We start from the raw sequence: 22,620 nt of genomic DNA on the forward strand, positions 1-22,620 counted from the left end.
AGCCTTTTCCTTTTTTATCGGTCAAGGGGAGCACGAATGAAGACGCCAGATAGAAATTATTTATAAAAAAACCGTTCAGTTCACTGAACGGTTTAATCAAGGTCAATTTGTTTTAATGGTTTGATGGCCGGTCCTTCAACTACCTCGCCGTTTGGTTTAAAGCGTGATCCGTGGCACGGACAATCCCATGTGTGCTCTCCATCGTTCCATTCCACTTCACAGCCTAAATGGGTGCAGGTTGTATCAACAAGATGCAGGCACCCTGTTTCATCTCTGAATGCCCCCGCGCGTCTCCCGTTAATGGTGACGGCTTTTCCTTCACCTGGCGCGATCTTTTCAAACTCGACGTCGGGTTTTTCAAGCTTTCCTTTAATGAAATGCTTGGCCACATCTGCATTATAGGAAATCACCTTTTGCAAGCCGGGATTCAGATGAAAACGCGACGGTGTAAAAATGCTCTCATATGGATTGTCTTTTTTCTCCACAAGGTCTGACAAAAGCTGAGCCGCGACAGCTGATGATGTCATGCCCCATTTTTTGAAGCCGGTCGCAACGAGAATATTGTCTTCGTTTTCAGACATAGGCCCGATGAATGGGATTTTGTCGATAGTCACGAGATCCTGTGTGGACCAGTAATAGGGAATGCTTTCAATTCCAATTGTGCTTTCTGCCAATTGTCTCAGCGTTTCGTAATGTGTCGACATGTCTTTTCCTTGGCCTGTTTTATGGCTTACTCCGCTGAATAGAATCAGCTTTTCTCCGTTGGCAATGGTGTAGCGAAGCGCAACTGACGGCTGGTCTATACTTACATACATGCCCTCAGGATAGTCGATCTTCGGCTTGACGGCGAGGACATAGGATCTGTCAGAATACATTCTTGCTGCATATAATCCGCCCCCGTCATAAAAAGGGAAATGGGAGCAGCATACGATAAATCGGCTTTTAATGGCGTGCCGGCTTTTTGTAACAACTTCAGGCATTTCCCCTTTTTTAATATCAAGCGCAACTGTCTCTTCAAAAATCCGTCCGCCTTTTTGCACGATCTGATCAAGGAGCGCGGTTAAAAAGTGAAGCGGGTGAAATTGGGCTTGATTCTTCATTACAAGCCCCAGCTTAGAGCCGACGGGAAGGGGAAGATCTTTTACGAGGTCTCTCTCAATCCCTAGTTTTGTATATGCCTCATGCTCAGTGCGGATTTTTTGTACAGCATCTTCACTTGTTGTGTAAAGGTAAGCATCTTGTTTGGTCCATTCGCAATCGATCTGATGTTCATCAATAATCCCTTTTATGTAATCAATTGCATTTTGGTTCGCTTCATAATAAAGCCTTGCGTGGTTCAACCCGAAGTTGCGGATAAATTCATCATAGATCATATCGTGCTGAGCTGTCACTTTTGCCGTTGTGTGGGCCGTTGTGCCATTGAGAACCTGATTCGCTTCAATCAGAACGACTCGGAAGCCTCTTTTGGACAGCTCATAGGCCGTCGTGATTCCTGTAATGCCTCCTCCAATAATGGTGACATCACATTCCGTATCCTCTTGCAGCGCCGGAAAAGAAGGCAAGTCCGCCGATGTTCTCCAATATGTCTCAGGAGCTTCTTTTGAAAAATGTTGATTAGCCAAGCCATTGTACCTCCAATATCATTTATTCTTAATTTTTCCACTTTCTATCTTTTCATACATAGGAAGCAGGCTTTATTCATAACATAATAGGGTTGAAAAGGAGTGATTGCATTGGCGAATGAGAAAAAGAAAACATTGCCGCCGCAGCATCAGGACCAGCAGCCGGGATTCGAATATCTGATGGATCCCCGTCCGGTATTTGATAAGCCGAAGAAGGCAAAAAAACTAGCGGGCAAAACGGCCATTATTACAGGTGGAGACAGCGGGATCGGACGCGCTGTATCGGTGTTATTCGCAAAAGAAGGGGCGAATGTGGTCATTGTGTATTTTAATGAACATCAGGACGCCGAAGAAACAAAGGAGTATGTAGAGAAAGAAGGGGTGAAGTGCCTGCTGATTGCAGGAGATGTCGGAGATGAAGCCTTTTGTAACGAGGTGGTAAGACAGGCCAGCCAGGCTTTTTCATCCATTGATATTTTGGTCAATAATGCCGCTGAGCAGCATGTGCAGCCGAGCATTGAAAAAATCACTAGCCACCAGCTGATCAGAACCTTCCAGACAAACATTTTCTCTATGTTTTATTTAACGAAGGCTGTGTTGCCTCACTTGAAAAAAGGAAGCAGTATTATCAATACAGCATCGATCACCGCGTACAAAGGCAATAAAACACTGATCGATTACTCAGCGACAAAAGGAGCCATTGTCACTTTTACAAGATCCCTTTCCCAATCGCTTGTCCAGCAGGGCATTCGAGTCAATGCGGTTGCGCCGGGGCCAATCTGGACACCGCTCATTCCGGCCAGCTTTGCCGCAAAAGATGTGGAAGTGTTTGGTTCGGATGTGCCGATGGAACGGCCAGGCCAGCCGGTGGAAGTGGCGCCGAGCTATTTATATCTTGCCAGCGATGATTCTACTTACGTCACCGGGCAGACAATTCATGTCAACGGGGGAACGATTGTAAATGGATAATTAAAAAAGCCAATCCTTAAGGATTGGCTTATTCGCTCTGTTTGAGCGCTGCATATTCTTTAGAGAGCGTAAGAAACGCATCTTTATCTTTTTCGTCCAAGGCTTTGTTGATTTGGTCAGTCAGCATGGTCAACCGACGCTTAAACAAGGATTCATCGAGCACCATTTGAATGTAAATATCCATCATTGTTACATCAAATTCTTTTGTTTTTTGCGTGTTGCGGGACTTCATGAGCTCAGTGTACGACTTTTTCTCTTTCATAAAGAATCCCCCCAATGCCTTTTTTATAGTATATGGATAACGGTCGAAAAAATCAATAAATTTTTATAATTTTTAGACAACTAATACTTGGCAATCTATCGACATATCCTGCGAAGTGCTGTGTTATGAGATCATATAGTAAAGTAAAATCGGTTTATTACTAGTAAAATAGAACTAAAAAATATAAATAAAAGATGATTTTAGTTCATTTGTTAAAAAATCCTGTCGTTTTATAAACACAGATGATAGATTATTAGTATAAAATTTGCAGAAAAAGGATGGAGGCCATAACATGAGTCAGAAAACTGACGCACCACTAGAATCGTATGAAGTAAACAGCGCAACAATTGCCGTGCTGCCAGAAGAAATCGACGGCAAAATCTGTTCAAAAATCATTGAAAAAGACTGTATGTTTTACGTCAGCATGAAGCCGCTGCAAATTGTCGACCGAAGCTGCCGATTTTTCGGATCAAGCTACGCGGGAAGAAAAGCGGGAACTTATGAAGTGACAAAAATTTCTCACAAACCGCCAATCATGGTGGACCCTTCGAACCAAATCTTTTTATTCCCTACACTTTCTTCGACTAGACCCCAATGCGGCTGGATTTCCCATGTGCATGTAAAAGAATTCAAACCGACTGAATTCGACGATACGGAAGTGACGTTTTCAAACGGAAAAACGTTGGAGCTGCCGGTCTCATGCAATTCGTTCGAGAATCAGGTATACCGGACAGCCTGGCTCAGAACCAAATTTCAGGACAGAATCGAACACCGTGTCCCGAAACGGCAGGAATTTATGCTGTATCCGAAGGAAGAGCGGACGAAGATGATTTATGATTTTATTTTGCGTGAGCTTGGGGAGCGGTATTAGAAAATAGAAAGGAGCTGACCAAACAGGGCAGGGCAGCTCCTTCTAAAAACGCTAGGCCGTCGGAATTCCGCCGGTGATGCCGTATATTTGAGATGTCACATAGCTTGAATTCTCTGAAGCTAAGAATACATAAACATCTGCCAGCTCCACCGGCTGGCCGGCGCGGTTTAATGGTGACGGCGGTGTACCTTTGCCGAATTTCGGAATGTTTTCAGTCGGCTGTCCGCCGGAAATTTGCAGCGGAGTCCAGATTGGCCCTGGCGCAACAGAGTTCACTCTGATGCCTTTGGGTGCAAGCTGTTTTCCGAGCGCAACGGTAAAGCCGATAATGGCGTTTTTCGTTGCCGCATAATCTAACAGCATCGGACTTGGATTGTAGCCTTCAACTGAAGTTGTGGTAATAATAGACGCACCCTCCGGCAAATACGGAAGCGCCGCTTTAACCACCCAATATAGGGAGAAGACGTTCACTTCAAACGTTTTATAGATTTGTTCGGTAGGAAGGTCTTCAATGTTTTGCACTGCTTGCTGTTTACCGGCAACGAGCGCTAACACATCCAGCCCGCCGAGTTCGTTATGCGCTTGTTTGACTAAATTCTGACAAAACGATTCGTCACTCAGATCACCTGGAATCAGGACTGCCTTGCGTCCTTCTGCTTCAATCAGTTCTTTTACTTCTTCTGCATCAGGCTGTTCCGCGGGCAAATAGTTGATTGCCACATCGGCGCCTTCCCGGGCATAAGCGATGGCGGCAGCGCGGCCAATACCGGAATCACCGCCGGTGACAAGAGCTTTTCGGCCATTTAGTTTGCCAGCTCCTTTATAGCTTTTTTCTCCGCAGTCCGGCACCGGCTTCATTTTTTGCTGCAAACCGGGCGGTTCTTGGTATTGTTCAGGAAATTCATCGTGAAAAAATGCTGTTAAAGGATTGTTTCGTTTTGTATCAGACATCATCAACGCTCCTTTTTGTGTGTGGTGTACATTCGTATGTGTACCCTTGAGCAAAGTGAGGAAAACATGTTTTGGCAGTTTGCATCTCTGCAAGACAAAGAAAGCCGAAAAAAATGCCGCTCCTTCCATATTTATCTTGTAAAATAGGATGAATTGAATTATGATAAAATCGCTATAAAACAACTAAATATTGGGTATGGGGGAGTATATTGTCATGAAAAAAGCCGCGGCGCTTTTGCTGTCACTCGGTCTCGTTTTCGGTTTTTCATACGGAGCTGACCATGTGGCGGAAGCCAAAACGAAGGTCAAGACGTATAAGAACTGCAAGGAATTAAACAAAGTGTACAAAGGCGGGGTAGCCCGTACGTCCAAAGTGAAAAATAAAGGCGGAAAAACGAAGTACAAGCCTTACGTATCAAAGGCGCTTTATGACGCCAATAAAAAGAGCGACCGTGATAAAGATTTTATCGCCTGCGAACGCTAAAGAAAAAAAGCAATCTGTTGTCCAGATTGCTTTTTTCTTGTTTAAGCGGCTTGATCAGCAGCAGCGTTTTTCGTTTTTCTTGTCATGAGACTGACCGCCATCATGACCGTAACATTCAGCAGCAAAGCGACAATGCCGACGTTTAAGTCTTTCGCTGCTTGTGGCAGCGCCGGAAATAACGTGCCGATTGTTGTTTCCGTAACCGTAATATAAGAAACGGCTCCGACACCGGTTATAATGCCGGCGAATGCTCCTTGTTTGGTCACGATATGATGCTTGAACAGGCTGAACAGCAGGGCCGGAAATAGCTGTGTGACAAGGCTGTAGCCCATCAGGAGAAGCGTAACGATTGTATTCCCGCCTTTGAATGTAAAGTACACAGCAATCAGCGCAATCACAGGCACTAAACATTTAGCCAATAATGACACTTGCTGTTCCGTCGTGTGGGGAGCAAACACTTGATAAACATTTTTGGCAAACAAAGTGGAGGCCGACATTAAAATCATAGACCCCGGCACAAGCGCCGTCAGCAGTCCGGCTGCTCCGATGATTCCGACAAACCAAGGATCAAAGGTTTGAAGAGACAGTCTCAAAAGTGATAAATCCGCGTCTGCGCCTTTCAGACCGGGAACTTGCAGGATAGCCGCAAAGCCGACAAAAAGGACGAATAGAAGGACCAGCTGATATAAGGGCATAATAATGGCGTTTTTCCGAAAGACTTTTGGGTTTTCTGCTGAATAGGAAGCGGAAAACGTATGGGGCCACATGTAAAAGCCCAGCGCCGTCAGCAGCACGGTTGAACTGAACCACGCAGCACTTTGCCCTGTTTCGGGCAGGGTAATAAAACCGGGATTTGCGTTTTCAATCTGCTGAAACATGTCTTGAAATCCGCCGTAGTAATGAATCGGCAAATATACGCCTAAGAATAAAACGACAGCCAAAATCATGATGTCTTTGACAACGGATATCCAGGCGGACCCGTGGATGCCGGATACCATAACGTAAACTGTGATTGAAATGACCCCGATCCAAATGGCAGCAGTGGGAGAAATGTTTCCGTAAGATGTTTCCGATACAATCAATCCAAGCCCTTTCAGTTGCAGCACAAGATAAGGAATAAGAGCGGCGATGCCGACCAGTGAGACGAGTACGCCAAGCAGCGGGCTGTTGTACTTTTTGATGAAAAAATCGGACTGCGACATCAGCTTATGCTGTTTCGCATAGGACCATATCGCAGGCAGGAGCCAATAAGAAAGGATGTAAGCCAGACAGCCGTAGGCGATGATGTAAAAGGCAGGTCCGCCTTTCCCGTAGGCCCAGCCGCTTCCGCCGAGAAACGTAAATGTGGTATAAATTTCGCCTGCCATCAATAAGAACACGAACAAGGTTCCGAAGCCGCGGCCTCCGACCGTCCACTGCTCAAGATTCATGTCTTTCCCTTTTTGGGCGCGTACGCCGAGAAACATGCTGAATAGCAAGACGCCGAAAATGATGATGAGAGCTGCGTTCATTCTGCTTCCTCCCTTTTATTTTCTTTGTCAAGGACATACACGATCGCCATCAGGACAGAGGTCAGCAAAGCCCACATGACGACATAGGCGAGAATGAATGGCATGCCAAACAGATAGGGTGTCACTTTGTTTGCAAAAGGGATGCCAAGCAAAAGTCCGATGAAGGGCAGAGCAGCAAGAATGTGAATCAGTTTCATAGAGTCCTCCTTTGATTAAAAGTTGGGCGGTGCGTGTCATGTGCAGGCTGCAAATCATGTCGTTAATTTGGCGGCACATGTCACTTTTTGGGGAGTAAAAGGCTGTGGTACGAATTATAAATAAATTTATTTTGTTTGTATAGTGTGAATTGTCAGAAATTTGTTGGTGAGGCGCCCGGAGAGTGGACGGGCGCAAGGAGGAGAGATCAGAATGATTCGAAAGACTCATGGCGAGTCCGGCGCAAATAAATAGAATGTTAACAAACTGCTTACTTGCTCACGGATTCGCGGGTTAAAATAGCGGTGTTTTTCTTCGTAGCCATCAATGACAAATAAATAAAGTGTAAAGGCTTCATCACGCTCAGCCTCATGGATGGCAATTTTTCTTTTCCTCAGCTCTTTTCTGACCTCAATCAGATCCTTTTGTGCTATTTTTAATGATTCGTTGATAAGTTGTATATAAGGGTGTTTTAATTTTAATGTGCTTTTTTCAATTCCGTTGAGATCACGGTTTAAAATGGTAATGACCATAGGCAAAAAAAGAGCCCGCTCTATCAATTCGTATCCTTCTGGCTGCAAATGAGGCATGTAACTCCTTCTTTCTTAAGGGAACGTTTGTTCTAATCGTATTCTATATCGGCTGGTGAAATATTTCAAGACAGAAAAAATCGCCAAAACTTTTTAGTTTTTCGCCGAGAATGTGTAGAATAAGGATAGACAAACCCGGTGAGGAGTATAAACGTTGGAGCAATTTTTATCCTATTTGACAGAGGATCGTTTAACTGAATTATTTCAAAGCTATAGGGCTTTCGGTCCGCTTATTGCTGTGCTGCTGCCTTTAGTTGAAGCATTTCTCCCGTTTTTGCCGCTTATCGTTTTTGTGGTGGCGAATACCAATTCGTTTGGATTGTGGGAAGGCTTCATCCTGTCATGGGCCGGATCAACAGCGGGGTCCATTCTCGTGTTTTTCATTGTCCGTCATTATGGACAAAGAAGAGCTCTTGGATTCATCCGCAGGCATCCGTCTGTCAGAAAGCTTATGTTATGGGTGGAAAGACACGGTTTTGGCCCGATGTTTCTTCTGCTTTGTTTTCCATTTACACCGTCTGCCGCGGTGAATGTTGTCGCCGGTTTGTCAAGGATCGGGACGCGGCCGTTTGTTTTGGCGGCAGCCTCGGGAAAGCTCGTCATGATTTTTATGATCAGCTTCATCGGATATGATCTTCACGCGCTGATCACGCAGCCGATTCGCACAGTTATTGCCGTTGTGGTGATTGCTGTCTTATGGTATGTCGGCAAAAGGGTGGAACGGCATCTGCATGTGAGAGCCAGCCAGCGTGAGCATGATGGAGGGAGACAGTAACATGAAAAAACGGTTTTGGTTTCTTGCCGGTGTTGTTTCCGTCGTTCTCGCCATTCAAGTCAAAAATGCCGTCTTTATTGATTACAAAGTAGAAGGCATAAGCATGAACCCGACTTTTCAGGAAGGGAACGAACTGTTGGTCAATAAATTTTCACATCGATTCAAAACCATCCATCGTTTTGATATTGTTTTGTTTAAAGGCCCTGATCAAAAAGTGCTGATAAAGCGAGTCATTGGGCTGCCCGGTGAATCGATCAAATATAAGGACGATCAGCTGTATGTGAACGGAAAACAGGTGGCTGAACCATTTTTGAAACCATTGAAATCTGTATCTGCCGGAAGCCATGTAACGGGAGATTTTTCTCTGAAAGAGACGACAGGGAAAAAGACGTTATCGAAGAGGCAATATTTTGTAATCGGAGATAACCGTATATATAGCTTTGACAGCCGGCATTTCGGTCCGATCAGGGAAAAAGACATTGTCGGAGTCATTTCGGATTAGGAAGCTGTACACTGAGAAAAAGGCGCCATTTGAAAGGCGTCTTTTTTGTGCTGATTGGAAAAATGTGTTGCAAGATCATTTGTCAGCCGATATAATCATTTTTGTTACGTGTGTAACGAAAATAAAAAATATGTTCTTTCGTGTCAATGTTTAACGGGGTTTTTATTAAGTTGCAAGTGAAACAAAAGGAGTGGAGTTCATGATGGATTACGAAACAGTCATTATCGGAGGCGGACCGGTTGGATTGATGCTGGCTTCTGAGCTGGCATTGGCAGGGGTAAAAACATGCGTGCTTGAGCGGCTTGAACAGCCAATGCCGTATTCGAAGGCGTTGACGCTGCATCCCCGCACGCTTGAGCTTTTTGAAATGAGAGGGGTGCTTGAGCGTTTTGCGTCTCGTGGGAAAAAGACATCTTCTGGACATTTTTCAATGCTCGATACCCGTCTTGATTTTTCCAGCCTAGATACGAGTTGTCCTTATACGCTATTGCTTCCTCAGACCGAGACTGAACAGCTGCTTGAGGAACGTGCGCGAAGCCTGGGGGCAGAGGTGTTGCGAGGGGCAGAGGCGCTAACGGTAACGCAAAACGAAGAGGGGGTGCAAACCATTTTCAAGGATCGGGAAGGCAGTGTGCGGACGTTGAGCAGCCTGTTTGCCGTTGGCGCTGACGGAGCAGGGAGCGTTGTTCGAAAACAGGCGGGAATTGCGTTTCCTGGAACAGACAGCACCGTCACCGCAGCTCTTGGTGATGTGAAGCTGCTTTCTCCGCCGCCATCAGGAGTCTTGTCGCTTTGTACGAAAGAGGGGGGAGTCATGATTGTTCCGCTTTCTCCTGACCGATACCGCGTTGTGTTGATCAGCCCTTACCGCACGCAGACGCCGAAAGATGCACCTGTCACAGAAGAGGAGCTGAAAACAGATCTCATCCGGATGTGCGGAACTGATTTTGGCTTAAACGAGCCTACGTGGATGTCCCGATTCGGGAATGCCTCCCGTCAAGCGAAGCAGTATCGGAGCGGCAGACTCTTTCTTGCGGGCGATGCAGCACATATTCATTTTCCTGCTGGCGGCCAAGGGCTGAATGTCGGTCTTCAGGATGCCGTGAACCTTGGATGGAAGCTTGCGGCGGCTGTCGGCGGCTCTGCACCTTCATGGCTTTTGGACAGCTATCACGCTGAGCGGCATCCGGTGGCGGAAGATCTTCTTCGGAACACAGAGGCGCAGACGCGGCTGATGGATTTCACGAAGGCCGGTCTCCATTTGCGAAGCATGGTGTCCGATATGCTTGCTTTTCCCGATGTAAATCGCTTTGTAGCGGGCCAAATTTCTGCAATCGATGTCGGGTATGAAGCTGACCAAAACATGCCGCCGCATCGGTTGAACGGCAAAAGACTTCCGGATGTGGAACTGCGGCTTCCTGATGGCAGTATGGAACGCCTCTATAACTGCCTGCATAACGGGGCATACGTTTTGCTGTCACTGAAACAAGGAGCTGATAATGACCATATCCCATTTAATGGATTACACACAGTGTGTGCTTCTCTTGCAGAGCCGCGTGAAGAGTGGAGAGACGTGCATACTGTATTGGTTCGGCCTGATGGTCATGCCGCCTGGGCAGTCGATGCCGCCGGGCCAGATGCGGCAGAAGTGATTCAATCGGGTATCAGACGCTGGCTCCCGATTGCCAGCCGTGTGTAACACAAATCGATTGTTTCATCTGTAACAAAACGTTATGATATAAGAAACAATTGATTAATAAAGGATGGAAGAGCCGTATGGATACAGAACATACTAAGCGATCACTTTTTGAATTATATACGGAACTCATTCATCAGCAGGAGAAATGGGAGGGGCTCATAAAAGCCTTTTTGGCTGATGAAATGAAGAAGCTGGATCAGGAGCACGGACAAAAATCTCAATTGACGATGACAGAAATTCATGTTCTTTCCTGTGTGGGGGAGGGTGAGCCGATCAATGTCACTTCGATTGCCGCCAAAATGAATACGACGAAAGCGACGGTGTCACGCATCAGCACAAAATTGCTTGGCGCCGGCTTCCTCCACAGAACACAGCTCAGCGATAATAAGAAGGAGGTCTACTTCCGTTTGACGCCGGCAGGGAAGAAGCTGCACAGCTTGCATCAATACTATCATCAAAAGGTCGAGCAGCGTTTTCTTTCCTTTTTTGACCGTTATACAGAGGAAGAGATTCTGTTTGCGGAAAGGCTGTTGCGAGATTTGGTGACAAAATGGTATCCATCCTCAGAAGAAATGGAAGAGGGGCTTCACAACGTTTTTAAATAAAAGACACGCACTGAGGTGCGTGTTTTTCACGTTTCTTCTTTCTTTTTCAAGATTGTAAGGTAAATCAGATTTCCTCCGGCTAAAATGATAAGCGGCAGTCCAGGGGAGCTGGATGTCACCAAATTATAAATCAGCCAGATTCCTAAACATATTCCATAATATAAGTGCATTGCTTTTTCGGGGTTGTCGCGCAGCAAACTCCCTTTAAAAATCTTTTTCATCATAACGCCCCTATTAATTTTATGATTTCTCCTTTAGTTTACATGCATCTTCGGTTCATCTCAAAATTTCTTTTGTTGCTTCGGATCATAAAACAATTCTGTAAATACCTTTGCTGCGTGACCTGAACGTATCTCTGACAGGTACAGAATCATCATCACTTCTATCTCCCTTGCTAAAACACTGTTTTCTCCTGATAAAAAAGAGGACATTAAGTCCTCTTCTTCCTTACGATATGATTTAATTTACACGTTTTTCACTGTGTCTTTGAAGCTTTGCTTTCAAGTGAAATAGGGTTATCTGTTTTAGTTCGCCTAATCTTTACAGAGATACCTACTAGAATGACCGCCATGGTTGTAAATATTCCCATGGTTAATAAGATTGTATCCTGATTTAAACTCCATCCAATTAAGAAAGAGATGATTGCTCCTCCGAAACTGGCCGAAGCAATAAATAAACTTGTAACTTCGTCCACGTACTTCTGAATAATGATGGATGCTAGTGTTAAAGCAATGGGAAATATGCCCGCTATACTTAAACCAATCAAAAATGTACCACCCAATTGAAGTATGGGGTGACTTATATAAGGGAAGGCAATCAACAAAACAATTAAACAACTACAACTGAATAGGAGGTACTTAGAAAAATCAAGCCTTCTGCTTACTAAACCAATCAGTATTCTTCCTATGATGATTCCTACCCAGAAAAAGGAGACACTGATAAGACTAATTTGTTCATTGCCTTGGTTTATCATGATGGAAGGTAAAAAGTTGGCGAAATTTGTTTCAATCCCGGCATATAGGAAAGCAAAAAATACAAAAAAGCCTAATTGCTTTGATTTCTTTCTATCTCCTATAAAGTATTGAAACGCTCCTACATCTGGCAAGGCCACTTGGTTAGCATTCTTGGCGTCCTTTCGGTTCTTGGATAAGAAAATGAGCCACCCTGCTAATAGGACGAACAAAAAGGTCAATATGCAGTAATACGGTAAATACCAGTTATTGATATCGATGAAGGAATTAATGAATAATGGAAAAGATAAAGCGCCTAATCCAAAGAGGACTTCCAGCTTACTCATTTTTTCTGCATTACTTTCGAAATTAGCAATAACAAAGGAACCAACTGTCGTTTCTAATGTACCTGCTCCATATCCTAAGAGAAAAGCCATTACAACAATATAATACCAATCCTTAGTGAGAAAAAAGATACTTAACGCTACAAGCATTATTGTCAAAGCTAAAGTAAGTGTTCTAAAGTGACTGTATTTCTTAATCATTAACGGTGCGATTAATACTCCGCTTAGGAATCCGCTAAACTGAAAGAAAATGATGACCGAAATATCATCTGTTGTCTTGTTAAAAGACTCTAGTAGAAATGGCGTCAAACTCCCTGTTGATATATGGATAATACCTACTGTGAAAAAGAAAGCATATCCAAATAAATATGTCCCTCTTACCATTCATTACACCCCTATATGAAAAAGCAGGAACATACATTCCTGCTTTTTCAGTAACTTATCTCTTCGAAATACTAGTTGACTGCTAAAACAGACATTTTTTGAGAGTTGCTATCTTTCTCAAAGAACATTTCTAATACTTCCTGTGATCTAAAACCATCGTTAAAAGAAGGGATCTCAACCCAATCTTTCTGAGTTGAAGCAATCCAATTGATTAACTCGCTTCTAAAAGAATCAGCCCAACCATAAAATTCGTTTGGCGGATCGTTTAAGAGACTTTGCGGCACTGGGCAGTCTACCACGTTCAAGCCATCTATGAGCTTGTAAACGTGAGGATTGCCTGTGTGGTATTTAAACTCTTTTTTGTGTCCAACTACCTCAATGCTAAAACCGCAGTCTTCAGGTACAGAACATTTTGATGTGATAATATTTACAAATACCTTGTTCTTCAGTTGTCCATAAATTTCTGCATAGTCATCTACAAGTACCTGTTTATCCTCTTTTGTTTTTACATTTGTGTTCATCTTTGCCATTACTGATTCTGTGATGAAATCACTCTCAAACAAATACCATACCATGTCGATAAGGTGAATACCCAGATCCCCCAATGATCCACTAGTCTTCTTACTATTAGCGTCATCTCTCCAAGTGAATTTCTTACGTCTAAGGGCACTATTTTTCTTGAAATGTACTTTTATGGACAGTATGTTACCTAGTTCATTATTGATAATTAAGCTTTTTAAGATGTTTACGTAAGACAAATATCTATAATTAAATCCCATACTAGCTCTTACGCCTAACCTTTGAGCAGTATCTTTCATTATGCTTGCTTCCTCAAGAGAAATAGCCATAGGCTTTTCGCACAATACATGCTTATGTTTTTCTAATGCTTGCAAAGCATGTTCTTTATGGCAAAAGTTAGGTGATGCTACAATTAAACCTTCAGAGACATCTATAAGTTCATCTACATTTTCATATGTCTTCCCACCGAAAGTTTTCACAAAGCTTTCCGCATTTTGTTGATTTATGTCATACACTCCTACTAACTCTGCATTTTTTATTGTAGATAAAGCAGTTGCGTGCGCTTTTGCAATACCGCCTGCACCTATGATACCAATCTTCTTCATATCTATTTCCTCCTCATTATCCAATTAATTTTTTTAAGGTATGAGTAATTCCTTTTGAGTACTCACTATCAGTTATCAATTGGTGCAGGTTTTTTGCTTCTTGTGTTGCATTTTTTAGTAGATATCCATTTCCTACTGCCTGTAACATCCGAACATCATTTCCACTATCTCCAAATGCGATAGCTTTTTCAGTATTTAGGTTGTATTTCTCTAACATAAACTTTACAATTTCATTCTTTCCTGTTCCCATGGGTATAAAATCGACATCATAGCTGTCTTCTGGATCACCCGCTAAGGGATTACACCGATTTATATTTACTGAAACTCCGTATTCCTTGCAGATTTTTTCAATTGCTAATAGGTTTTTCTTGTCGTTTATTTCATCTTGTTCCTGATAATAGAAATTATGCTTATACCGTGACGTTCCTAATTGAGTTTGAGGATTCAAAAGAATGTTATGATTTTCATGTAACTGTTTTACAAGTATCTCAATCTTTTCTTTACTAAACTCTTCATTTATACGACTGTTCCACTCATTATCTTGCTGTCCGAAGTTATGCTCTGAAAAGTACGTAATTTCAGTTCCAAGATCACTAGCTATAAAATGCGGGAAATATCTAAATTTTCCTCTTCCCATTTTATCGAGAATAGATTCTATACTACTCCCAGTAACCCATCCGATTAGTAGTTCCCCAGCTTTACTTTTTTGTTCTAGATAGTCTTCGAGTTCATATATGTCTTGTTGTTTTTGTTCATCGATTGTATGCGGAAAATACGTTTCATCAAAATCACAAAAAACAATATACTTAGGATGTTCAACCTTGGATAACGTTTTATACTCTGGCTTCTTGCTTAATAACATGAAACAGTCCCTCCATTACTCTGTCTTGTTCTTCTAAAGTAAATGACGGATATAATGGCAAATGCAGTACCTGACTATGAGCCTTTTCCGTATGAACCAATTGGAGTTTTGTATACTTGTCCTGTACTAATGGAGTTTTTTGCATATGAGACAGTATTGGATAATATACATCTGTTTGAACACCAAACTCTTCATTTAATTTAGTCATGATATCTGTCCTATCTTCTGTTCTTACCTTAATAGGAAACAGATGCCACACATGATCTTCGCTTAATTCTGGTAATTCAATAAGGCCTTTATTCTGTAATTCTGCTAATTGAGTAATGTATCTATCCGCCAAAAACAGTCTTTTGAAATTGTTTAATGAAAGATACTTCATTCTCTCTAAACCAATTGCTGCCTGTAAATTGTCCATTTTTGAATTTAATCCAAAATTGATGACTTTCTTATTTTTTACATTTACTTCAAAACCATGATAACTAAATTGAATGCATGTTTTAGCGAGTTCTTCATTATCAGTTGCTATTGCCCCAGCCTTACCGCATACACCAAAATTCTTATATGGATTAAAACTTAATGTAGTGATGTCTGCATCCTTTCCTAAGTCTGTCAGTCCAATTCCTTGGCAAGCATCTTCAATTACTTTCAATTGATAACGATTTGCTATTTGACGGATATGCTTCATTTCTGAATGTTTTCCGTACAAATGCACAGGTAGAATAAACTTTGTAGAAGGAGTTATTGCTTCCTCAATTTTGTTAGGATCGATGCAGAATGTTTGTGGGTTACTATCTACATAGATAGGAACGCCTCCCAAGGCTAACACAGCATTTTCAGTAGCTGAAAAGCTATTAGCTGGCATGATCACTTCGTCCCCTCGGTTTAACCCTAAAGCCAATAATCCTATCATAATAGCATCCGTTCCACTGCTAGTTGCAATTACGTACCTTTTATGTAAATATGTAGATAAAACTTTCTCGAATTGCTCTAAATAGGAACCACTCGTAAATTTTCCAGTTGGCAAAACTTTAGATAATGTATTTAAGATATCATCCACTTCATCATTGGTTATTAATCTGTCTACAGGCATAAAAGGGACTTTATTGATTTCGCGATTTTTTTGGTAGTTGAAAAGGTCATTTTCAATATCTGTATTTTCTTTTAATACTTGTCTCAATCGCTCGTTTACAATACTGTCTTCAATAACAAGTTCTTTTCCTTGTACGTCACCTTTTAAGTGTTTTAGCAGTAACATGTTTTCTTTACTTTTACCTGAAACTCTAACCTGTTTTTGCATGAACAGTACCTCCAATGATTTATAATCTGGAAAATTTGATACAAATTTATCCTAATTTCTGAAACCGATAACATGTCAATAACTTTTTTGAGGAAGGGAAAATATGCCTACAATTGATGAAATAGCAAGATTATGCAATGTGTCTAAAACCACAGTCTCAAGAGTGTTGAATAATCACCCTTATGTGTCGAAAGAAAAAAGAGATACGATCTTAAAGGCTATTAACGAACTTGACTACACTCCCAATTATTTGGCTCGTAATTTTAGGAGAAATAAGACACAAACGATAGCTTTATCGGTTCCGAGTATCGACCATCCATTTTTCGCTCGATTAATAAAAGGGGTTTCTCATGAAGCACTGTTTAAGAATTACAAGGTCATTGTATTTCAAACCTTTTATGACAAACAGACAGAGCTGGAGCTATTAGAGTTATTGAAACACAAAGAAGTGGATGGTATTATTCTTGGAACTCTAGAAAATGAATGGGATAAGATATCTCCTTTCTTAAAGTATGGTCCTATCTTATTATGTAATGAATATCATCACTCAGCGGACATCACGATCATTGGGTATGATGAATTTGAAGCGACATACATGGGGGTAGTACATTTAATTGAAAGAGGACATGAAAAAATTGGATTTTGTTTTGATACTCCATACAGCGAAGCTCAATGTCAGAGGAAAGAGGGTTACTTGAAAGCTTTACGAGATTACAATTTACATCATAGAAACGAATGGATATTTGGTGAATTGTTTAATATCGAGGATGGCTTTCGTGTTTTTCATAAGATAAAGGATCTAAAGGACAGACCCTCAGCAATATTTACAGGAAATGATCAAGTCGCCGCAGGGATTATTAAACAGGCGATAAAAAATGGCTTTGACGTTCCAGAAGACTTAGCTGTAATTGGTTTTGACAACCAATCGATTTGCCAAGTAGTGACTCCGACCATCACAACAATTGATATTCCCATAATAGAATTAGGGCAACAGGCTGTGTTGAAAATGATCGAGTATATTTCGGGTAACACTTCTTTAAACAGAAGAATTATTAAACTGCCAACAAAACTTATTATAAGAGAATCAACTTAACTATAGATTTTCACTTCCTTATCATTTTATAACTGTGTATAGAAAAAAGAGGTTATTCATATAATAACCTCTTTTTCAATCAGGAAATTTCACTTTCCTGCCCCATTTTGAAGTCTCCATACTCTGCAGAATAGAGTGACTCCCCCCTTTTATGCCTAAGTCTTTCTTTTTTTCAACTAGGCATTGCTGCCGCTTATCGAACTCTCTTTGCCTTTTTTTTCACCATGAAGATGGTGAAGCAGACGATAAAACGGCGGCAAGAGGGCAATGACAAGGATGACGCGTATGACCTGAACCGCAACGACAAAGGTGGAATCGGCATGCAATGTAACAGACGTCGTTGCCATTTCCGCGATGCCGCCGGGGGCAAATGCCAAAACAGAGGTGATCAGCGAAATTCCTGTCAGTTTGGAAACAATCACCGCGCTTAAAAGCATAGCGGCAATTAAGCCGACTGATGAAATGAAACCGACGATCATGATACGTGTAACGCCGGCAAACATGCTTTTGTACATCTTAGAACCGATTGTAGCCCCTAGAAATATCTGCGAAAGATGGTTTGCCTGTGACGGCCACCATGCAAGCATGTCATGGCCTGTTATTGAAGCGCCGCCTATGTGCACGGCCGCTACACCGAGCATACTGCCGAGCAGCCACGGAGCGGGAAATTTTAAATATTTTGCCGCTTTGCAAGCTCCCCAGGCAACGAAAATGAGAACGCCGGTCCACAGTACGGGAGCGAGCCCGATTTCTGTCGTGGCAGCGGATACCGTTTGGGTTGTGGCATTTGCGGGACCATCTTGTTTAGCGTAAATCAGGATAACCAAAAACGGAATAGACAGGACCACGAGCAGCACCCTCATCATTTGAACGAGACTGACAATAGCGGTATTGGCACCGACCTCCTGGGCAATACTCGGCATGGCGGACAGTCCGCCGGGAGCCGTGCCGACAAAGCTGGTCATCATATCTGTTTTGCTGAAACGCCAAAGCACATAGCCTGACAGCATGGCAAGGAGTATCGATAAAATCAGCATGATGCCGACCGAAAACCAATGATCTTTGAGGACAGACAGAACGGATAGGTTCAGCTTTTGGCCCAATTCAATGCCGAGGATCATCTGCCCGAGAGCGAGCCACCGGCGGTTAATTCCTTTTTGATCTGGCGCCATCATCAGCCAAGCCGGCCGTAGCATAGCGAGACAGCAGGCGACAATCAGCGTTCCGATCATCCATCCGATCGATATTCCGGTTAACGAAAGAATAAACCCCCCGGCTGCACTGATTGCGATAAACCATACATCTGTGAGGAGATTTTTGTCTTTCTTCAATATAAAACCCTTCTTCCTATTAACTTACAGCTCCAATTGTTCATGTAGTGAATGTATCATTACTATAGTATATTTTTGTTGATAATGAAATTATGAATTTTTTTCTGTCAGCCATTCACTTTTCTTATGACCTTATATTCACTCCTCTCCATGATATGAGACTGCAAGAAACCGGCGGCGAGAAGACAAGCGGAAAGACTGTAGAACATGATTTCTCCGCCAAACGAAGTCAGGATCAGTCCGCCGGCCAGCGGTCCGATTGACCGTGAAATATCCCAATGCAAGCCGTATATCGCATAGAAACGGCCGAGCATATGCGGCGGCGCCAGCCGGGAAATAAAGGTTTGAATATGAGTGAGTCCGATGCTTTCTCCAATCGTCATCACGGCAGCAGTCAGCATAAGCAGCGTCAATGATGTTGAGAATGCAAAGCCGGCGGCCGCAAGTGAGTAGCTGATATAGGTGATGAGAAGAATCGCTTTCATCGAAAACTTTTCTGTCCATTTTACTAGAGGAACTTGAAGAACAAAGCTTAATAACGCTTTTGCCGCTGAATAGATTGCCAGCATGGACAGGTAATCAGGAAACACACTTTTGCTGAACAGCCTGTATGTCGTTTCTGTTTGCGCGTATAACATGCTGATTGGGAGAGAAAGCAGCAAAAGGATCAAAACAGGCCGATATCTTGTGAAACGCTCGGATAATGCTGCGGGATGATCGGCTTTTAGCGGCTTTGTTTCTGGTAATTTAAAGGCGGCGATAAGAAAATAAACGAACAGGGCCGCGGCATCTAATGCAAATATCCAAACGGGATCTTGAGCGTACAGCAGCAGCCCAAGCAGCGGACCTGCCGTCAATCCTGCTGAGTAGATGGCATTGATGACGGCAAAAACTTCCGAACGTCTGCTTTCCGGCGTGCTTTCGGCGATCTGTGCGCGTGATGCAGGAATGTACAGGGATCTGCCGATGCCGTTGAGGATATAAAGGAATGCGAAAAAATATGCATCATGAGCAAAAACAAAACCCGCCATTGCAGCTGTTTGCAGAAGCAGGGCAGTAAGGATCGCTGTTCGCCGTCCGAGCTGATCTGTCACACGTCCCGCTATGAGTGTCAGGCAAATATCAGCGAAGGGCTGAAGACTGATGATAAGCATGGGAAGCATCACGCTTCCGTTTAATTGCTCATGCAGATACAGCACCATAAACGGCCCCATCATGGCACCTGTCAGGCTTGTCAGCATTTCGCCGAAAAACCGGAGCCAAACGGGTGCTGTGTAGCGGGATTTCATTGATTGGAAGAGGAGAAACATGTGATTTCCGCCTTTCGATGTTTGATATAGTAGTAGTGTATAAAAGGGGCGGCGGGCCAAAAAGAGAAGAAAATTAGTGAAAAAAATTCCCCTTTGTTGTCAGGAGGTGCAGGGATTGAAGCTGATTGACCATTATGTGGCGCTCGCAAAAGCTGAGAGCGGCGAACCGGGACAGATGAAGGAAATGCCGCTCAGTGAGATTGCGGCTTGTTTATATTGTACAGAGAGAAATGTGAAGCTGATTTTACATAAGATGGAGAGCAAAAAATGGATCATTCGCGAGAGCGGATCGGGGCGCGGCCATAAATCAAAAATCGCTTTTCTCCGTCAGCCGGAAGATTTGCTGCTTCAAACTGCCAAGGAATATACAACAGCCGGAAAGCTTAAAAAAGCAAAAGAACTGCTTGAATATTATCAGCCGGTGTTTCCTGGGATTCAAAATGTGTATGACATGTGGTTTTCTGAGGTGTTCGGTTTTGTAACAGAAACCGGACAGGATGGTGAACAGGATGTGCTGCGCTTGTTTATAGCCCCAGCAGCGGTAAGCAGTTTTGATCCGTGCAGGATTTTTCTGCGGTCAGAGGGCCATTTTGTCAAGCAGATTTATGATACACTGGTCCGATTTGATCGGGAAAAGAGAGAGCCGCAGCCGCATTTAATCCACGGATGGAATAAGGCGGGGAAAAAACGGTGGAGATTTTTTCTTCGGAAAGGCGTTTCTTTTCATAATGGAAAGCCATTGACGTCAAGGGATGTTGTATTTACGTTTCAGCGTTTTATGGATCATGATGAAAATCCATATAAATGGCTGCTGAAAGGTGTTGAACGGATTTCAGAGAAAGGGCCTTTTTGTGTGGACATTGAGCTCGATCAGCCAAATGAGCTTTTGCCATATATTCTTTGTGATGAACGGCTGTCTATCCTGCCGGCAGAAATGAACGGCGAGGTGAATGGAACAGGACCTTTTTGCCTTGTTCAGCATGACGAACACATGCTCATTCTTCAAGCCAACGAGCGTTACTTTAAGGGCCGGGCATTCTTAGATCGTATTGAGTTTGTGTTTTCTGAGCAAGCAGATGATATGTACGGTTTTACCCTTCGAGAAAAACAGAAACCTCCTGAGCGGCAAACTGTTTTTGAAGAACGGCATGTTCAATACTTGTCACTAAACCTCAGAAAGAAAGGGCCGCTTCAGCATCCAAGCTTGAGAAAAGCCCTTCGGCTGCTGATTTCATCTGAACAGCTCGTTCGTGAGGCGGGAGGACACAGAAGCATTCCTGTATCATCTTTTTTCCACCGGGCGCCTTTTGATTGGGGAGATGCTTCACCTGCGGAATTAATGAAAAAAAGCGGATATGCGGGAGAGACGTTGTCACTATTCACTTTTTCTGAAACGGATCATCGCGAGGACGCAGCATGGATTCAAGAGATTTGTGAACGGAGCGGCATTAGGCTTAATCTGGAATTTTGTACTGCTGCCGATTTGCGCCGACCGGAAATCGTACAAATGGCTGATATCATTCATGACAGCGCAACGTTTTATGAAGAAGGTGAGTTTGGTTTTTTACATTTGCTGCTTTCGGAGAACAGCTTTTTGCATCAGCATCTTTCAGGTGACCAGAAACAGACATTTTCAGAAATGATAGAACGGTTTTTCTCATTACCCGACCGGTCTTCCAGAATGAATATAGTAAAACAAATTGACCGTCAGCTTATAGGGAGCTTCAGCGCGATACCGCTGTATCAAAATGTGCTTGAGGTAGCATCGAGTGAGACTGTTGAGGATCTCATGCTGGATGAAGAGGGGTGGATTGATTTTTACTCTGTATGGCTGTCAAAGGAGTGAAGAGGGCTCTCATTTGACCCCTCTCATGCTTCTGTTACGCAGCCATGCTGCGGCAGAGCTCAGCGCAGGCAAAGCAAGACTTCGCACACGCTTGGCAATGATCATGATCATGCTTTTCGCATTCAGTGCCGCAGGCTTCACAAATATCGGCGCAAAGTGCGCAAATTTCTTTCATAAAGGGGCTGTCCGTTTGCATGGCTTTCACTGCCAGCGCGCAAATATCCGCACATTCCCTGTCAAGCCGGATGCAGCCGCTCAGATCGTGGTGTGCACTTTCTGCCAAACATTTTGTGAAACAATGGTTGCAAGCTTCCATACATGTGATACAAGCTTCAATGGTTTGCTGCATGCTTGATTCCTCCTCATATGTTCGTGTATGATTTTATGTTTCCCGGCTGATGGTAAGAAAAACAGTGGAGTGTGTTTTCGGGGAAGGGGTATGTATATGTACCCTGATTGGGTAAATCTAACGTTCATCAGATAGTATAGAAACCAAACATCGTGATTTTGTTCATCCCGTGCGGCGCGCGTAAAGATACCCTTTGCCTTTATATTTGAGGTTCCTCAGCTGCGTGTAAGGAAAAGTCAATGGTTTCCTGATCATCTTTAAAAGCGGCATCAAGTCCTCTTGTAAAAGTGTCCACGCATTCCTCTGTTTGTTTCGGCATGATATGTTTGCGTAATGGCTCCGTATATTACGTAGATGTCGGATCTCAACGCGCCTGATTTCTTCAATTTGTTTTCTGTCCTAAGCAGGGTGGGCCAGTTCAGCAAGCCTGAGGTAGCAATGAACCGCGCTGAATTCTCCGTTGATGGCCTTCTGAGATTTTAAATGAAAACAGGGTCTTCCCGAGATTGCGCTGGATAAGGAAAATAGCTGTAATACAAGAGGGTTCAACTTCATTCTTAAGATATTGGGCTTCTGTAAAAGTATATGTGAGGCCAGGACACATGGGCGGAGAAAATCAGCTTCTTATAAGTGAAAAGGCCGTTTTTACCAATAGATCAGATTGGTCATTTTCGTCAATGTTCGATAAAATATA

At 43.1% G+C, this 22,620-nt stretch carries 23 protein-coding genes and 1 pseudogene; 9 read left to right on the forward strand and 15 right to left on the reverse strand.

Translation table 11 applies throughout. The features are described 5' to 3' along the window. Window positions 1–92 precede the first annotated feature (92 nt). Window positions 93–1,622 carry an FAD-dependent oxidoreductase gene (locus NSU16_RS05620; RefSeq protein WP_268447669.1) on the reverse strand — a complete coding sequence of 510 codons (1,530 nt, stop codon included), beginning with the start codon at window positions 1,620–1,622 and terminating at the stop codon, window positions 93–95. A gap of 111 nt (window positions 1,623–1,733) precedes the next feature. Between NSU16_RS05620 and NSU16_RS05625 the strand changes: the two genes are divergently transcribed. Next, window positions 1,734–2,591, forward strand: coding sequence for an SDR family oxidoreductase (locus NSU16_RS05625; RefSeq protein ID WP_010333636.1), 858 nt, complete (start codon window positions 1,734–1,736; stop codon window positions 2,589–2,591). Window positions 2,592–2,619: 28 nt separating this feature from the next. On the opposite strand, the gene NSU16_RS05630 is transcribed toward NSU16_RS05625, so the two are convergent. Continuing rightward, window positions 2,620–2,853 (reverse strand): IDEAL domain-containing protein, encoded by a 234-nt coding sequence (locus tag NSU16_RS05630; RefSeq protein WP_010333637.1) that lies wholly within the window; start codon window positions 2,851–2,853, stop codon window positions 2,620–2,622. 292 nt (window positions 2,854–3,145) lie between these two features. On the opposite strand from NSU16_RS05630, the gene comK reads away from it, so the two are divergent. Further along, on the forward strand, window positions 3,146–3,724 hold the full coding sequence (gene comK / locus NSU16_RS05635) for a competence transcription factor ComK (RefSeq protein WP_010333638.1): 579 nt from the start codon (window positions 3,146–3,148) through the stop codon (window positions 3,722–3,724). 51 nt (window positions 3,725–3,775) lie between these two features. Here comK and NSU16_RS05640 read toward each other — a convergent pair whose 3' ends face one another. Further along, complete coding sequence (locus tag NSU16_RS05640) at window positions 3,776–4,675, reverse strand: SDR family oxidoreductase (protein WP_339192654.1); 900 nt, start codon at window positions 4,673–4,675, stop codon at window positions 3,776–3,778. Between the two features lie 214 nt (window positions 4,676–4,889). On the opposite strand from NSU16_RS05640, the gene NSU16_RS05645 reads away from it, so the two are divergent. Then, window positions 4,890–5,159, forward strand: coding sequence for an excalibur calcium-binding domain-containing protein (locus tag NSU16_RS05645; RefSeq protein WP_010333640.1), 270 nt, complete (start codon window positions 4,890–4,892; stop codon window positions 5,157–5,159). 41 nt (window positions 5,160–5,200) lie between these two features. Here the strand turns inward: NSU16_RS05645 and NSU16_RS05650 are convergent, their stop codons facing one another. The 3 genes from NSU16_RS05650 to NSU16_RS05660 all read right to left on the reverse strand — a co-directional run bounded on the left by NSU16_RS05650 (window position 5,201) and on the right by NSU16_RS05660 (window position 7,455). Continuing rightward, a complete protein-coding gene (locus tag NSU16_RS05650) occupies window positions 5,201–6,670 on the reverse strand; it encodes a sodium:solute symporter (RefSeq protein WP_326226844.1) in 1,470 nt (489 codons plus the stop codon). After that, complete coding sequence (locus NSU16_RS05655; protein ID WP_010333642.1) at window positions 6,667–6,867, reverse strand: DUF3311 domain-containing protein; 201 nt, start codon at window positions 6,865–6,867, stop codon at window positions 6,667–6,669. Before NSU16_RS05655 ends, NSU16_RS05650 begins: the two co-directional genes overlap by 4 nt. Before the next feature lie 225 nt (window positions 6,868–7,092). Next, on the reverse strand, window positions 7,093–7,455 hold the full coding sequence (locus tag NSU16_RS05660; RefSeq protein WP_268447671.1) for a hypothetical protein: 363 nt from the start codon (window positions 7,453–7,455) through the stop codon (window positions 7,093–7,095). A gap of 154 nt (window positions 7,456–7,609) precedes the next feature. On the opposite strand from NSU16_RS05660, the gene NSU16_RS05665 reads away from it, so the two are divergent. The 4 genes from NSU16_RS05665 (at window position 7,610) to NSU16_RS05680 (ending at window position 11,036) form a co-directional block, all read left to right on the forward strand. Beyond that, window positions 7,610–8,230, forward strand: coding sequence for a TVP38/TMEM64 family protein (locus NSU16_RS05665; RefSeq protein ID WP_010333644.1), 621 nt, complete (start codon window positions 7,610–7,612; stop codon window positions 8,228–8,230). Window position 8,231: 1 nt separating this feature from the next. Then, window positions 8,232–8,732 (forward strand): signal peptidase I, encoded by a 501-nt coding sequence (gene lepB / locus NSU16_RS05670; RefSeq protein WP_010333645.1) that lies wholly within the window; start codon window positions 8,232–8,234, stop codon window positions 8,730–8,732. Window positions 8,733–8,931: 199 nt separating this feature from the next. After that, the gene (locus NSU16_RS05675) at window positions 8,932–10,431 is read left to right on the forward strand and encodes a monooxygenase (protein WP_268447672.1); all 1,500 of its coding nucleotides are present in this window, start codon (window positions 8,932–8,934) and stop codon (window positions 10,429–10,431) included. Window positions 10,432–10,508: 77 nt separating this feature from the next. After that, window positions 10,509–11,036, forward strand: coding sequence for a MarR family transcriptional regulator (locus NSU16_RS05680; RefSeq protein ID WP_010333647.1), 528 nt, complete (start codon window positions 10,509–10,511; stop codon window positions 11,034–11,036). 26 nt (window positions 11,037–11,062) lie between these two features. Here NSU16_RS05680 and NSU16_RS05685 read toward each other — a convergent pair whose 3' ends face one another. The 5 genes from NSU16_RS05685 to NSU16_RS05705 all read right to left on the reverse strand — a co-directional run bounded on the left by NSU16_RS05685 (window position 11,063) and on the right by NSU16_RS05705 (window position 15,997). After that, window positions 11,063–11,260 (reverse strand): hypothetical protein, encoded by a 198-nt coding sequence (locus tag NSU16_RS05685; protein WP_032731040.1) that lies wholly within the window; start codon window positions 11,258–11,260, stop codon window positions 11,063–11,065. A 251-nt stretch (window positions 11,261–11,511) separates the two neighbouring features. Continuing rightward, window positions 11,512–12,714, reverse strand: coding sequence for a glucose/mannose transporter GlcP (gene glcP / locus NSU16_RS05690; RefSeq protein WP_268447673.1), 1,203 nt, complete (start codon window positions 12,712–12,714; stop codon window positions 11,512–11,514). A gap of 71 nt (window positions 12,715–12,785) precedes the next feature. Then, window positions 12,786–13,838, reverse strand: coding sequence for a glucose-6-phosphate 3-dehydrogenase NdtC (gene ntdC, locus NSU16_RS05695; protein ID WP_268447674.1), 1,053 nt, complete (start codon window positions 13,836–13,838; stop codon window positions 12,786–12,788). A gap of 16 nt (window positions 13,839–13,854) precedes the next feature. Then, a complete protein-coding gene (locus NSU16_RS05700; protein ID WP_268447675.1) occupies window positions 13,855–14,700 on the reverse strand; it encodes an HAD-IIB family hydrolase in 846 nt (281 codons plus the stop codon). Beyond that, window positions 14,672–15,997, reverse strand: a complete 1,326-nt coding sequence (locus tag NSU16_RS05705) for a DegT/DnrJ/EryC1/StrS family aminotransferase (RefSeq protein ID WP_339192274.1) — start codon at window positions 15,995–15,997, stop codon at window positions 14,672–14,674. Before NSU16_RS05705 ends, NSU16_RS05700 begins: the two co-directional genes overlap by 29 nt. 103 nt (window positions 15,998–16,100) lie before the next feature. On the opposite strand from NSU16_RS05705, the gene ntdR reads away from it, so the two are divergent. After that, a complete protein-coding gene (gene ntdR, locus NSU16_RS05710; RefSeq protein ID WP_326328296.1) occupies window positions 16,101–17,090 on the forward strand; it encodes an NTD biosynthesis operon transcriptional regulator NtdR in 990 nt (329 codons plus the stop codon). A 176-nt stretch (window positions 17,091–17,266) separates the two neighbouring features. On the opposite strand, the gene NSU16_RS05715 is transcribed toward ntdR, so the two are convergent. Both NSU16_RS05715 and NSU16_RS05720 read right to left on the reverse strand, forming a co-directional pair. Further along, window positions 17,267–18,421 (reverse strand): AbrB family transcriptional regulator, encoded by a 1,155-nt coding sequence (locus tag NSU16_RS05715; protein WP_326130645.1) that lies wholly within the window; start codon window positions 18,419–18,421, stop codon window positions 17,267–17,269. A gap of 107 nt (window positions 18,422–18,528) precedes the next feature. Further along, entirely contained in the window at window positions 18,529–19,731 is a 1,203-nt protein-coding gene (locus NSU16_RS05720) for an MFS transporter (RefSeq protein ID WP_339192275.1), read from the reverse strand. A 115-nt stretch (window positions 19,732–19,846) separates the two neighbouring features. Between NSU16_RS05720 and NSU16_RS05725 the strand changes: the two genes are divergently transcribed. Then, window positions 19,847–21,577 (forward strand): ABC transporter substrate-binding protein, encoded by a 1,731-nt coding sequence (locus NSU16_RS05725; RefSeq protein WP_339192276.1) that lies wholly within the window; start codon window positions 19,847–19,849, stop codon window positions 21,575–21,577. Window positions 21,578–21,611: 34 nt separating this feature from the next. Here NSU16_RS05725 and NSU16_RS05730 read toward each other — a convergent pair whose 3' ends face one another. After that, the gene (locus tag NSU16_RS05730; protein ID WP_010333659.1) at window positions 21,612–21,926 is read right to left on the reverse strand and encodes a four-helix bundle copper-binding protein; all 315 of its coding nucleotides are present in this window, start codon (window positions 21,924–21,926) and stop codon (window positions 21,612–21,614) included. A 125-nt stretch (window positions 21,927–22,051) separates the two neighbouring features. Further along, window positions 22,052–22,465: pseudogene (locus NSU16_RS05735) on the reverse strand (rubrerythrin family protein); the annotation flags it as partial. Between the last annotated feature and the right edge of the window lie 155 nt (window positions 22,466–22,620).

Source organism: Bacillus sp. FSL K6-1003 (assembly GCF_037964945.1).
Classification (GTDB): Bacteria; Bacillota; Bacilli; order Bacillales; family Bacillaceae; genus Bacillus; species Bacillus mojavensis.